The following is a 13,736-nucleotide window of genomic DNA, read 5'->3' as shown; positions in this document are numbered from 1 at the left end:
GCTACTGAACTACATTTCAATCACAGATAAAAACCCGCCTTGTGGGTCGTTGATCACACTAAAACGACCAACATTGGGCACGTCGGTTGCAGGTACGCATACGGTACCACCCAGCTCCTCGACTTTTGCTAAGGTTTCATCACAATTGGTTACTTGGAAGTAAGTCATCCAGTGTGCTGGCATATCGCCCCACTCTTCATTCATTTCCAGCATGCCCGCCACTTCTTCATCACCTAACGTAAAAATGGTGTATGGCATACCATCCATATCTTCAACTTTATATTGCCAGCCGAATACAGATGAATAAAACTGTCTACTTGCCTCTGCGTCTTTTGATGCAAGCTCGTTCCAACATACACTGCGCGCTTCGTTTTTGATTTGTGAACCACAATGCTGATTACCTTGCCATATCGCAAACATCGCCCCGTTCGGCTCAAAGAACATCGCCATGCGCCCTGCATCCATAACATCATGGGGGCCAGCAATTACACGTGCACCTGCTTGCTTAGCTTTCTCAACCGTTTCATCAACATTATCTACCGCAATATAATTTAGCCAATGACTTGGTACTTTCTGCTCTAAACGCTCTGCTTCCATTTGGTACATAGCACCAATATCTTTGCCATTAAGTTGCAGCATGGTGTAATACAAATCATCACCTATCGGCTGATCATCATGTTGCCAGTCAAATAGTTGAGTATAAAATGCTTTCGCTGATGCCCAATCGCGAGAGCATAATTCCGTCCAGCAAAATGTGCCAGCTTGGTGCTTAGTGTAACTTGCCATGTCTTTTTCCTTATTGTTTGTCAGCTCTGTATTAAAGTTAACCAAGATATTCTAAAAAGCAATAAAAAAGCGAGGCTATTACTAACCTCGCTTTTACTCTAACCATTTAATTTTGTAGTTAAATTTTAAACCACTTTATCGCATTATCGAGCTCATCAGCTTGATGTGAAACCTGATTTGAGGCTTCAGAGTTAGCCAGTGAACTATTTGCTAATTCATCTGCATAGTCGCTGATTTGTACAATATTTTGGTTTATCTCTTGTGCCACAGTAGATTGCTGCTCAACCGCCACCGCAATGGTTGACGTCATCTCTGAGATTTCCTGAATATCGGCAATAATTTCAGCGAACGCTTTACCCGCTTTATCCGTTTGCTCAGCCGTTTCTAAACCTTGCGATTTACACAATTCAATACTGTCTACAATGTTCGCAGTGCTTGATTGCAAGTCGGTAATGATCTGCGTAATTTCTTGTGTTGATTCTTGGGTTTTCACTGCAAGAGAGCGAACTTCATCCGCAACAACCGCGAAACCTCGACCTTGCTCACCCGCACGCGCTGCTTCAATAGCTGCATTTAATGCAAGTAAGTTAGTTTGCTCAGCAATACCGCGAATTACTTCCATCACAGCATTAATTGCATTGCTCTTTTCACGCAGTAAATTAACCTGCTCAGCCGATTCAACCAACTGATTACTCAACAAAGTCATTTGATCAACGGTTGTTTCGATTTGCTTCTGTCCAATCGTCGCATTTTGTGAAACTGTATCCACGCGGTTTGAGGTTGTTTCAGCATTTATGGCAATATCATGCGCAACTGCACCCATTTCAGTTACCGCACTTGCTACCGTTTCAACTTCCGATTTTTGCTGAACCAGTTGTTGACCACTCGATTCCACTACTTGCGCAACACGAGTCGATTCAGTATTCACAATTTCAACCGAGTGATGAATGGTTTGTAGTACGGATAAAAACTTCGCCATCAATTCATTCACACTATCGGCCAACATCGCCAATTCATCATTACCGTGTTTGCGAACCTTAATCGACAAGTCACCCGAATGCGCAATGCGGTCAATATCTTTAATAACACTATCAATTGACGTTGTAACAGAGCGTGTGATGGTAAATAAAAAGCCAACTAATGCGAATGCCAAAATTAAACTCAATGCAATTTGCTGCACTTTAGCATCTGCATAGATATCTTCTTGAATAGCTTCTAACTCAACCCCTAGCGCTTCAAGTGATGTTTTTAGCTTATCTTCGGTTTCTGCAACTTGGCTCTTTAAACCTGTTGTTTGGTTAAAGCCAATTGCAAGATAACGCTCAGACGCTTTTAGAAAGGCATTTTGATACTGCTTTAATAAGCTGATTAAATTTCTATCATTGCTGATAAGTAGCAGCTTTTCTAACTCAGCAACTGTACTGTTGATACGCGCAATGTATTTCTTGTCGCCTCGCATAATGAAATCTTTTTCACTTCGGCGAAGTTGCAGCACTAACACACTCACATCAAGACGATTAGTCGCTTTTGCTTGTTCTTCTAATTTATGAACGGCACCGCGTAGTTCTTTGCGCAGACCCGCATTTTGGTTGTAACCATACTCAATATACAGTTCATCTAAATTGACAAAATCACGCTCTAGCGACGACAACATTTCTTTTGTATCAGCAAGCGCGCGTGAAGTTACATCAAATCTAGATAGTTTTTGTTGTAGTTTAGTTAAGGCCGACTCAGCTTCATCGACTCGATTTACCAATTCTTGGCGGAAACCTGATGCAGGTTTTTCCAAAAATTTAACTTCAATACGCAATGTATCTGCGACAGCACGCTCAGTAGCGATTAAATCTTCTGTAGCATCCACTAATACTTGCTTCTTCCCTGCAATATAAACATTTAATAACGTGAGAGCAGCCATTGAAACTACCGCGACCCCTGAAAGGATTTGCAACTTAGTTTTAATTTTTATGGCTTGAAACATTTTTACCTCTAAACTTCAGTGACGGTGGGGAAATTGTATACGGCTTGATTAGACAATTTATTGTTCTAACGCATATATGTTGTCGACTAAAAACAGCATAGCTTTAGAAAAATTGTAACATTTGTTTACTTGACACCATTTAATACCGAAATTAGACACAACACAACCCGTTTTTAAAAAACTTATTTTTGAATCAAACACCTATGTTGCAAATGCAACAAATAAAAATAACTTTAACTAATGCTATTTTGCTATTTTGCTATTTTGCTATTTTGCTAGCTTCATCATAGTGAACATCGTTAACCTCATCTCAACACACTTTTGTTATGCTAAATGAATGTTATGCTAGATGCAGTTGATCTTTGCTGTGCTATCTACAAGTGTACTTTTCCACAGCGTTACGAAAGATCACCTCATAACTTAATTTACAGCTCCCCCTGGGCTACCAAATAGAAATATGGAATTACACGATGAAATATAAATTTGCTTTCGCTGCACTCATTAGCAGCTTAATACCTGCCTCAGCACTTGCAGCGAGCAGCGCAAAAAACCTCGGCCCAACGGTAGTCAAACCAGCACCACAAGTTAGTATTGCTAGCCACGACGCTTTTTTCGATAAATTACGCGCTCATTGCGGTAAAGCATACCAAGGGAAAGTAACGGTTGATAACCAAGATAATGGTTCTTTCAGCGGTAAAAAACTAGTAATGCACGTGCGTAAATGCAGTGATACTGAACTACAAATTCCATTTCATGTTGGTGACGATGCATCACGCACATGGATTATTACCAAAACTGGTTCTGGCTTAAGTTTGAAGCACGATCACCGTATGAGTAACGGTGAGTACGATGTATCAACTATGTATGGCGGCCATACGGTTGATGCTGGCTGGCAGCACGCACAATCTTTTCCTGCCGATCAATACTCAAAAGAGTTATTTGTAAAACAAGGAATTCCACAATCGAATGGAAATACATGGCAGATTTTCATTTACCCAGAGACATATACCTATCGCTTAGTACGTGAAGGGCGCGAGTTTAGAGTAGACTTTGATTTAACTAACCCCATTACACCACCTGCTGCGCCATGGGGCTATCAAGATTAACAGCGATACCCATAATGCTAGTTACGTAATCGGAAATAACGCGAGATGATGAAAAGCTAACAAAGTAGAATTTTCGTATGTAGTTAATCTACATCGAAAACTTTAACGCTATTAGCATATTCGTTATTTCACTTGCATAATTAGCTACAGGTTAACTCAGCGACTAATGGGCCTGGATTTGCTCTAGGCTCTGTTGGGAATTTTTCAAACGCTTGAATTCCCGACACAAACTTAAGATTAAATTTATCGCTTTTACACAGCGCTGCGCTGTGGCGCAACATAAATACAGATTGCTTAGCAAACTCTTGATAACTGCCTTCTCGAATAGACAGCTTGTATTTGTTATCAGCCAACTGTGTTTGGCGATAATGCACTTTATGGTCAAAATCATACAGCGCTTGTACTTTTCCTTGGTCTTTTGCATGTAATGCCAATGATGCAAACAATACAGCTAATCCAACTAAAACCCTTGTCATACCGTTTCCTTTAATCGTATTCCTGAACTCAAAAACACATTACGTTTTAATTTACGCATTACTCATTATGCTGGTTCGCAATGAATCCCAAATTAACTAACACAAAAGGCAATTTCAAAAAGCATAAGATAAGCGCTTACATAAGTTTTATTATAATTTATCAGCAATTTAGAATGTTTTTAACTGTGAGCTCAAGTTATCAACTTACGAATTCACTATACCAACTTCCAAATTATCAAACCACTCAAGAAACTCTTGTACTGCCTCACCTTTAAAGATCCGCCCGTGCTGTGGCGCCATCAGGTCTATATCAAGTTCACGTACGCGCGCAATCCAGTTCTTTTTCGCGCTATTAGACGGCATCCAGCGCTGGTGAAAATAACGCATTTTATCGGCGTGTTTGGCAAAGTCTTCAACAAACATGGGGGCATCTGGCTCTTCAAGCGCAGCGCCAATATCACCACTCATCAGGATTTTGGCTTCAGCATCATAAACATGAAAGTTACCCGAGGAATGTAAAAAATGGGCTGGAATAAAACGAAACGTCACACCATCTAAGCGCAATTCTTGCCCTTCATCAGGGATCGACTTGTATTCAATATTATCCATACCAAAGTGGCGAATAAACCCTTCCCACAGCCAAGGCGCGTATAGCTTGGCATTTGGAATAGTTTTATCCCATAAACCCAGTGATGAAATGATATCTGGGTCTTGATGTGATGCAAATAAGGTGGTCACTTTTTCGAGTTCAGTATGACTTAATATGCCAGCCAACATCGCAGAAAATAGCTCTATGCCACCCGGATCTAACAACATGGTTTGCTGGTTGGTCACAATCATATATTGGTTGGTATCAATTATTTTTTCTGATTTTCCCTGATCGCGGCCAAACACAATCCATTTGTGATGTTTACCTTGGTATAAATCGGTCGATTTCATTTAAATACCCTTTCTAACTCATCGAGTGTGCTGAGGTTAGTCTCTATCGCGCCTTTAATACGCATTGCTGCGGAGCTTATATAGTCTGAAACAGATTCCAAACTGGCACAAAACTCACCTGCCTGTGATGCTTCTACGCGCGACGTCACTGCGATGTATTCGGCTGCGCGCATTTGTTGTTCTATTTCTTCAAATTGCCACTGTAAGTTTTGCAGCTCATGTTTAAGCGCTGTCATCGCATCTTTCACTTGCCCTGCCGCCTTGTGATGTAATGCGCGACTTTGTGGATGATCAAGCAATGAAAGGCTAATAGCTAGATGCTGCTCGAATTGACTAGCGCGCAAATGATGTAACGCGAGCCGAAACAACTGGCTAGCGTGTAGATTAATATGTTCTGTTGTTTGAATGGTGCGCGCGGAAAATTCGTTGATAAAATTGGTGATCGATTTGAAGCCTAAAGCAGCCTCCCCCGCTCTAATTGCGACAACTCTGGCGTTTTTGGAGGTAAGCGATAAGCTTTTTGCTTCAGTCAAAATCACTTCTAGTTGTGCCACAATTGTCGCCACGGTAACAAAACACTTTATTTCCGGATGTTTTTTGATGCTATCCATAGAGATATTTAACGCTCAAGTAAGTACTTTCAAATATAGGAAATAAAAAAGAATTTTGCCGAGAAAAATGTAAATTTAGATTTATTACAGGCATAAAAAAGGCTCACAGGGATGTGAGCCGAAAGTGCATCATCAACAACTAATGCTTCAGGGAAATATCTAAACAAGAAATCTCTTTCTTGTATTTCAATAGACACAGCCGTTTTGAGGAAGTTCAAAAAAATTTAAATTAATTTTATAACATGATCTGTGTTACTCAGTTACAAAGCTAAATATTAATACTGAAAAGATGATAATCACGCCGTATACATACTGATAAGGTTTCAGTTTTTCTCGCAAAAAAACGCTTCCCACAATCATCGCAGCCACAATGCCAATCGCACGCTTTACCGCCTCAACAATACTGGCATCTAAATATCTGAGTGCACTAAATTGTAGTAGTACCGCAGCTGCAAAACCACACAAGCCAATCGCCCAATAGATTTTACGCCCCCTTGGCAACAGTGCACTTTTTCGCCTAGTAACAAGCGAACAAAAAAGCACTAGGACCATAATTACGTTAACCCACAACGCATGAAAACTCACCGATGTATGTGGTAATACAAATTGATCGAGGCAAATACAGCCCGCCCAAGAAAATGCCGCGAGTAACATAAATCCAGCGCCCGACTCTGTAATAGCAAAACCCTCACCAAGCAGCCGATACGTGGCATAAGCGCAAATACCAATAATCGTATACGCCTGCCAGCTAAGAATATTTGAAAAAACGACTGCATTAAGTAGCGCTGCAATCAAAGGGGTCAGCGCGAGCATGGGCAGCAAAATAGAAAAACGACCTCGCCCAAGCGCCGAAATAAAGGATACCGCACCAAGCGCTGCCAACAAGCCACTTAGACTGGCAAACACATAATAAGCAATTACTTGAGGCAATTGGGAAGAACCAGTGGCCAGCCAAAAAACCAAGTAAACAGGTAACGTGAACAAACTAAAAACAAAACTAACCAGTAAAGGACTATTATTTTCAACCAGACGTTTTCGACAAAAATCAAATGGTACCCACGCAAAACTTGCCAACAACAAAAACAACCAAGACAAAGTAATCTCCTTGTAGATGGATCTTTTTTAGCAACAATACGTATAAGCATATTATGTTGTTCAAAATAAGCTACTTATGAATCTACCAGTATTTCCATTGCCAATATTTTTGTTGCCCGAAGGTGTAACTCGACTACGTATTTTTGAGCCTCGCTATCTCAAAATGGTGTCGATTGCCTGCCAACAAAATGGTTTTGTGTTGTGTTTGTACGATCATCAAGCTGAGCTAAACGTGCCTAAACTCGGCGCCTGGGTTGATATTATTAACTTCTACCAGGAAGGCGAATTGCTGCATATTGATATTAAGGCGAAAAGCCTTGTGACCATCAAAAATGTAACTATGGATCAAGATAACTTGCGTTTCGCTGATTGCAGCGAAGTGCCTCACTGGCCGCAGCAATGCGAACAACAACACCACTCAGTGCTCGCCGCTAAGCTACATCATGTGTTTGAAGAATTTCCTGAGCAGGCGTCTTTGTATCCTGAAACAAAGTTTGACGATATTAACTGGGTTTGTGCGCGGTTTTTAGAAATTTTGCCGCTGTCTTTCGAGAAAAAACAACTCTTTACTAACGCAGATAGTTTTACTCAAGCCGATGATTTTTTAAAAACTATTATTTTAGGTCAAGAAAACTGATCGCTTTTGTGATTACAGCGTATTGTCTACTATGATTTTATTGTCAGAGCGCTATGATGATATCAACAACAACCAATAATCACCGATCTTCGATGAAGCAAAACGCAAATTTAGATGGGCAAGAAATTGACAGCAAAACGCTATCTAGCTGGCTAAATGACATAGCTGAGAGGCGAGACAAGCAATCTTTCGCGTCCCTGTTTAAATGGTTTTCACCCAAAATTTTAGGTTTTGGCAGAAAGCAATTTAACAACCCTGTTATGGCTTCAGAATTACTGCAAGAAACAATGACGAACGTTTGGCGCAAGGCTCACCTTTACAATCCAGAGAAAGGCGCTGCGACAACTTGGGTTTACACAGTAATGCGTAATATCAGCTTTGATATGTTGCGTAAAGTTCAGGCTAACCACGAAGACACTTTAAGCGATGATATTTGGCCGTTAGCGGAGGCGCAAAACTCTGATGAACATGTTTTTGCCGACCATTTAATGGACAAGCAAATCGCGCAATATTTAAACCGCCTTCCTGATAATCAAAGACAAATTATTCAAGGCGTATATTTTCAAGACTTATCACAAGAGCAACTTGCAAAGAATTTAAGCATTCCGTTAGGAACCGTTAAATCGCGACTGCGTTTAGCCCTAACAAAATTGAGACAGCACATAGGAGCAGACAATGATTAAGCACCACCCACAACTTTCACTGCTCAAAACCTATTGTGCAGGTGAATTACCAGCATCAATTTCTGTTGTTATAGCTGCGCATATTGAATTGTGCCCCCATTGCCAACAGCAAGTAGAAGCACTCACAGCTGAAGCGGCAAAAGGCGCGTTTACGTACACCAATAATGATACCGACAACTTTGATTTACCGTCAGGTATCGATTTAGATGCGTTAATCAACGATATTACGCTTGATGACAGTATTGATGATGTCGTTGCAGCGCAACCGATTGAGTTATCACTGAAAGAAAATAGCTATTACTTGCCTCAAGTGTTGAAAAATTTAGAGCTAAGTAGCTGGGCTAACCTAGGCAAACTATCACGTTCGCGCATTGGGTTAGAAGACGCTAATTTGCATACTAGCTTGTTGCACATTGACCGTGGCGGCTCGGTGCCTGAACATACTCACAATGGTTTTGAAATTACACTATTATTAGATGGTAGTTTCAAAGACGATATGGGTGAGTATCATAAAGGCGACTTTATTTGGTTAGATGGAAAACATACACATAATCCAATTACAGAACACGGCTGCCTATGCTTAACTGTTTCAAGTGATTCGCTGCACTTTACACAAGGCTTAAGCAAGTTACTTAATCCAATCGGTAAATTTATTTACTAGGAGGGACCATGGTTACAGATAAGGATAAAATTATACTTGGTATTAGCGCCTGCTTAACAGGTGACCAAGTACGCTTTGACAAAAGCCATAAAAAATCTGATTTTTGCGTTAACCAGCTAGGAAAGTTTGTCGAGTACCAAAAGTTTTGCCCTGAGGTCGCGGTTGGGTTACCTGTGCCGCGCCCTACTATTAGGCAAATCAAGCGCGACGATATGATCCATGTGTCACGTCCCGATGGCAGCATGGACGTTACGCTAAAAATGAACGAATACGCTGAAAAATCAGCAAGTAAAATGTCGCATTTAAGTGGTTTTGTGTTTATGAAAGGCAGCCCAAGTTGCGGTATGGAACGTGTAAAAGTGTACTATGAGCACGGCAAAGGTTGTGAACACGATGGCGTTGGTTTATTTGCTAAGCAAGTAATGGCGCTTAACCCAAATTTACCCTGTGAAGAAAATGGCCGCCTTAACGATCCGCACCTACGCGAAAATTTTGTACTGCGGGTGTTTACCTACAAAAAATGGCAAAACCTTGTGGCATCGGGGCTTACGATACATAAGTTGACAACGTTCCATGGTCAGCAAAAGTATTTAGTTATGAGCCATAATGTAGCTGCCTACAAAGCCCTTGGCAGAATGCTTGGTGAAGAAAACGACTTACCAGTGGAACAATTAGCAGATAAATACATTTCGATGCTAATGCAGGCTCTTAAAAAGCCCGCATCTCGAAAAAATCACACGAATACCTTGCAACACCTTCAAGGTTATTTTAAAAAGCATCTAACTAAGCAGAATAAACAAGAACTTAGCGAAAACATTATCGCTTATCACGATGGGCTAGTGCCGTTAATGGTGCCACTCACATTGATCAACCATCATTTGCAAACTTATCCAAACGATTATTTGGCAAATCAAGCTTATTTAGACCCTTATCCAAAGGATTTAAAGCTCAGATACGGATTATAAATGAGTACTCTTTACTGGATTAGACGGGATTTTCGTTTAGACGATAATCCCGCTTTATTTTATGCATTACAACAAAATTGCCAACATGCAGTTTTTATTACTGCCTATGAAACTTGGCAAGCTCACAATCATTCAGGCATTCAAATTGATTTTATTGAGCGTCATTTAAATTGGTTTAGCGACCAGCTTGCCAAGCTCGGAATTAAAGTGAGCTTTATTGAATGCGATACCTTTGAGCAACAAATTGCCCAACTAACAGAGTTTTGCCAAGAAAATGACATTACTTCGGTGGTAGCTAACAGCGAACCGGAATTACGTGAAAAAATACGTGACAACAAAGCTGCGCAGCAACTGGAGCTAACGCTATACGATGCTGACACCATTTTGCCTTATGGCGCAGTGCTTAATAAACAAAATGAAATGTTCAAAGTTTTTACGCCATACAAAAAAGCATGGGTAAAAACGCTGCAGCAGCATGGCTTTAACCAAAATTATCTTGCAGCAATTAAACAAAGTGAAGAAAGCCCTAATCAAGCCAGTAACATTACATTTAATTATGCCAAGCAAGATTCAAGTAAATGGCCTTTGGCACACGAGTTTATGCAACACGTGTTACCTCGCTTTTTAAATGATAAAGTTATCGACTACGCGCGCGATCGGGATTTCCCAGCAATTAAAGGTACAAGTGGTATCTCACCTTACTTAACCATTGGCGCAATTAGCCCTAAAAGGGTTTTATACGATCTATTATCCTATTACCCGCACATACTTGAAGATGTAAAAGCGCCTATTTTTACTTGGCTAAACGAGCTAATTTGGCGTGAGTTTTATCGCAACGTGCTGCTGTCATTTCCAAATCTAAACAAATTGCACGACTTTCAAGGCAAATTTAAAGGCTTCGACTGGCCAAATGATCACGCTAAGTTTACCGCTTGGTGTGAGGCAAAAACTGGATTTCCGATCGTTGATGCTGCTATGCGCCAGTTAAAGCAAACAGGTTGGATGCATAACCGCCTGCGTATGATTGTAGCAAGCTTTTTAACCAAACATTTATTGGTTGATTGGCGCTTAGGTGAAGCTTTTTTTATGCAGCACCTTATTGATGGCGACCTTGCCGCCAATAGCGGTGGCTGGCAATGGGCAGCAGGCACCGGCTGCGATGCACAACCCTATTTCAGAATTTTTAACCCAATAACGCAAAGTGAAAAGTTTGATCCTGACGGCAGCTTTATTCGTAAGTATTTACCAGAACTTGAGAATGTACCGCTTAAGTATATTCATCAACCACAAACCTATTTAAATTCGGTTGGCAATCACAGCTACTGGCCACAACTGGTAGATTTAAAAGAAGCCCGCTTACAGGCACTTGATTATTATCAGAAAGAGTTAAATAACGATGAGTAACACACAGCATATTGATGACTTTTTAACTATGTACAACAAGTTGGATCGCGCCAACTTGTCGCTACTGGCTAATATTTATCATCAAGATGTTGTGTTTATTGACCCACTACACCGCATTGATGGCCTATCTGCACTTACCAAGTATTTTTCTAATCTGTACGAAAACTTAGACGCTGGGCGTTTTGAAATGAAAAAGGTACTGCAACAAGATAATGCCGTTAGCCTCTACTGGACCATGTACTTCTCGCATAGCAAAATTAAAGCAGGCAAAGAAGTGTCATTTGACGGCAACAGTTACCTTGAGTATCAAGACGGCAAAGTCATTTTTCACCGCGATTATTTCAACGCTGCCGACATGCTTTATCAACATATTCCTGTACTTGGCGGGTTAATAAATTTAGTTAAAAAGCGTGCCACCGCATGAATACGGTACTAATTACAGGTGCCTCATCTGGCATTGGTGAATCACTCGCTAAATACTATGCTACTCAAGGTTTTACTGTGTACGCGTGTGGGCGCAACCAAGAGAAACTCGATAAGCTCGCAAGCGAATTTAACAGCATCATACCGCTGGTTTTTGATCTAAATGACAAGCAAGCAATATTTAGCGCGTTAGATAAAAACATCAAACTCGATCAAATCATATTAAACGCGGGTACCTGTGAATACATAGATAACGCAAAACAATTCAATGGTGATTTGTTTGCCCGCGTGATCAACACCAACCTTATTTCTGTTGGTTATTGTTTAGAGGCGTGGTTGCCCCAGTTAAATACGGGCGGGCAACTTGGTTTAATGAGTTCAAGTGCTGTTTATGTGCCACTTACTCGCTCACAAGCCTACGGTGCGTCAAAGGCTGGCGTAAGCTATTTAGCGAAAACTCTAAGCATTGATTTAGCACGCCACAATATTGGGGTAAGTACAATTCACCCGGGGTTTGTCGCAACACCTCTAACCGATAAAAATGATTTCCCGATGCCTAGCCGTATTACCAGTGAACAAGCTGCGCAGGCAATCTATCGAGGTATGAAAAACAAACACTACGATATTCATTTTCCCAAACGCTTTACCTTAATACTTAAAACACTCGCACTGTTACCGTTTTTTATCTGGCGCAAACTTGCAATTAGGATGACAAAATAATGAAAAGAATAGCCATTATTGGCAGTGGTATCTCAGGCTTAACCTGCGCTTATTTACTATCAAAAAAGTACGATATCACCCTATTTGAAAAAAACGACTATATTGGCGGACACACAGCCACTGTTGATATTGAGCATAACGGCGAAAAGCACGCAATTGATACCGGCTTTATTGTTTGTAATAACAAAACATACCCTAATTTTTTAAAGCTATTATCGCAGATTGGAGTTGCTTACAAAGATACTGAAATGAGCTTTAGCGTGCACAATGTGCAAAGCCAAATGGAATATAATGGCCACGGTCTCAATTCATTATTTGCACAGCGTTCAAATATTTTTAAACCTCGTTTTTGGTTGCTAATCAAAGATATTCTGCGCTTTAATAAACTCTGTAAGCAGCTACATCAAACCGATATAGATCCAGCGCTCACACTCGGCGACTTTTTAGACCAACACGCCTTTAGCGATTTCTTTTGCCAGCATTATATTTTGCCGATGGGCGCGGCTATTTGGTCCACCAGCTTACAAGAAATGCGAGACTTCGAGCTGAAATTCTTTGTTCGCTTTTTTTATAACCACGGCTTATTAAATATCAGCGATAGACCGCAATGGCATGTTATAAAAGGCGGCTCGCGAGAATACATTAAGCCATTAACGCGCCGCTTCGCCGATAAAATTCGCCTCAACTGCGATATTAAGCAAGTTACGCGCGGCAATACCGGTATTTCTTTAGAATTTACAGATGGTACAACTCAAATATTCGATGACGTTGTATTTGCCTGTCATTCCGATCAGGCATTAAAACTACTAGGCGATGCGAGCGAGCAAGAACAATCTGTACTCGGTAATATTCCTTACAGCAAGAATGAAGTGGTACTGCACACCGACATAAACATGCTACCAAAACGCAAACTTGCGTGGGCAAGCTGGAATTACCGTTTAGACAGTAATAACCCACGCCCTGCTGCAGTAACCTATAATATGAATATATTACAGGGACTTAAAACGGACACTACTTACTGTGTTACGCTCAATCAAACTGAACAAATTGATAAAAGCAAAATTTTACGCAGCTTTGTTTACCATCATCCAGTGTTTAATAAACAAAGTATGGCGGCGCAGCAGCAACGAGACACAATTTGCGGCACCAATCACACCCACTTTTGCGGTGCGTACTGGTATAACGGCTTTCATGAAGATGGCGTTCGCAGTGCGCTCGACGTATGTAAACGCTTTGATTGCGAACTATAACT

General features: G+C 40.8%; 15 protein-coding genes. 9 read left to right on the top strand and 6 right to left on the bottom strand.

The features are described 5' to 3' along the window. Positions 1–9 precede the first annotated feature (9 nt). Both PSPO_RS00930 and PSPO_RS00925 read right to left on the bottom strand, forming a co-directional pair. On the bottom strand, positions 10–786 hold the full coding sequence (locus PSPO_RS00930) for a VOC family protein (RefSeq protein ID WP_010562202.1): 777 nt from the start codon (positions 784–786) through the stop codon (positions 10–12). Between the two features lie 118 nt (positions 787–904). After that, a complete protein-coding gene (locus tag PSPO_RS00925) occupies positions 905–2,764 on the bottom strand; it encodes a methyl-accepting chemotaxis protein (protein WP_010562203.1) in 1,860 nt (619 codons plus the stop codon). A 470-nt stretch (positions 2,765–3,234) separates the two neighbouring features. Here PSPO_RS00925 and PSPO_RS00920 point away from each other — a divergent pair, with 470 nt between their 5' ends. Further along, the gene (locus PSPO_RS00920; RefSeq protein WP_010562204.1) at positions 3,235–3,870 is read left to right on the top strand and encodes a hypothetical protein; all 636 of its coding nucleotides are present in this window, start codon (positions 3,235–3,237) and stop codon (positions 3,868–3,870) included. 140 nt (positions 3,871–4,010) lie between these two features. Here the strand turns inward: PSPO_RS00920 and PSPO_RS00915 are convergent, their stop codons facing one another. The 4 genes from PSPO_RS00915 to PSPO_RS00900 form a co-directional block, all read right to left on the bottom strand. Next, positions 4,011–4,346, bottom strand: a complete 336-nt coding sequence (locus tag PSPO_RS00915; protein ID WP_010562205.1) for a hypothetical protein — start codon at positions 4,344–4,346, stop codon at positions 4,011–4,013. A gap of 204 nt (positions 4,347–4,550) precedes the next feature. After that, positions 4,551–5,285 (bottom strand): oxygen-binding di-iron domain-containing protein, encoded by a 735-nt coding sequence (locus tag PSPO_RS00910; protein ID WP_010562206.1) that lies wholly within the window; start codon positions 5,283–5,285, stop codon positions 4,551–4,553. Next, on the bottom strand, positions 5,282–5,896 hold the full coding sequence (locus PSPO_RS00905) for a hypothetical protein (RefSeq protein ID WP_021033050.1): 615 nt from the start codon (positions 5,894–5,896) through the stop codon (positions 5,282–5,284). The genes PSPO_RS00910 and PSPO_RS00905 overlap by 4 nt, the downstream gene beginning before the upstream one ends. 252 nt (positions 5,897–6,148) lie before the next feature. After that, positions 6,149–6,991 (bottom strand): DMT family transporter, encoded by an 843-nt coding sequence (locus tag PSPO_RS00900; protein WP_010562208.1) that lies wholly within the window; start codon positions 6,989–6,991, stop codon positions 6,149–6,151. Positions 6,992–7,067: 76 nt separating this feature from the next. Here PSPO_RS00900 and PSPO_RS00895 point away from each other — a divergent pair, with 76 nt between their 5' ends. The 8 genes from PSPO_RS00895 (at position 7,068) to PSPO_RS00860 (ending at position 13,734) form a co-directional block, all read left to right on the top strand. After that, the gene (locus tag PSPO_RS00895) at positions 7,068–7,628 is read left to right on the top strand and encodes an LON peptidase substrate-binding domain-containing protein (protein ID WP_010562209.1); all 561 of its coding nucleotides are present in this window, start codon (positions 7,068–7,070) and stop codon (positions 7,626–7,628) included. Positions 7,629–7,720: 92 nt separating this feature from the next. Next, the gene (locus PSPO_RS00890; RefSeq protein ID WP_021033051.1) at positions 7,721–8,311 is read left to right on the top strand and encodes a sigma-70 family RNA polymerase sigma factor; all 591 of its coding nucleotides are present in this window, start codon (positions 7,721–7,723) and stop codon (positions 8,309–8,311) included. After that, positions 8,304–8,972 carry a ChrR family anti-sigma-E factor gene (locus tag PSPO_RS00885; protein WP_010562211.1) on the top strand — a complete coding sequence of 223 codons (669 nt, stop codon included), beginning with the start codon at positions 8,304–8,306 and terminating at the stop codon, positions 8,970–8,972. Before PSPO_RS00890 ends, PSPO_RS00885 begins: the two co-directional genes overlap by 8 nt. Before the next feature lie 8 nt (positions 8,973–8,980). Continuing rightward, positions 8,981–9,937 carry a YbgA family protein gene (locus tag PSPO_RS00880; protein WP_010562212.1) on the top strand — a complete coding sequence of 319 codons (957 nt, stop codon included), beginning with the start codon at positions 8,981–8,983 and terminating at the stop codon, positions 9,935–9,937. Beyond that, positions 9,938–11,341, top strand: a complete 1,404-nt coding sequence (phrB, locus tag PSPO_RS00875) for a deoxyribodipyrimidine photo-lyase (protein WP_010562213.1) — start codon at positions 9,938–9,940, stop codon at positions 11,339–11,341. It begins immediately after the preceding gene. Next, positions 11,334–11,765, top strand: a complete 432-nt coding sequence (locus PSPO_RS00870; RefSeq protein WP_010562214.1) for a nuclear transport factor 2 family protein — start codon at positions 11,334–11,336, stop codon at positions 11,763–11,765. Before phrB ends, PSPO_RS00870 begins: the two co-directional genes overlap by 8 nt. Next, positions 11,762–12,484 carry an SDR family NAD(P)-dependent oxidoreductase gene (locus PSPO_RS00865; RefSeq protein WP_010562215.1) on the top strand — a complete coding sequence of 241 codons (723 nt, stop codon included), beginning with the start codon at positions 11,762–11,764 and terminating at the stop codon, positions 12,482–12,484. Before PSPO_RS00870 ends, PSPO_RS00865 begins: the two co-directional genes overlap by 4 nt. After that, positions 12,484–13,734, top strand: coding sequence for an NAD(P)/FAD-dependent oxidoreductase (locus PSPO_RS00860; RefSeq protein ID WP_010562216.1), 1,251 nt, complete (start codon positions 12,484–12,486; stop codon positions 13,732–13,734). Before PSPO_RS00865 ends, PSPO_RS00860 begins: the two co-directional genes overlap by 1 nt. Positions 13,735–13,736: the final 2 nt, after the last annotated feature.

This window comes from Pseudoalteromonas spongiae UST010723-006 (assembly GCF_000238255.3).
GTDB lineage: Bacteria > Pseudomonadota > Gammaproteobacteria > Enterobacterales > Alteromonadaceae > Pseudoalteromonas > Pseudoalteromonas spongiae.
This window is presented reverse-complemented; position numbering and strand designations above follow the sequence as displayed.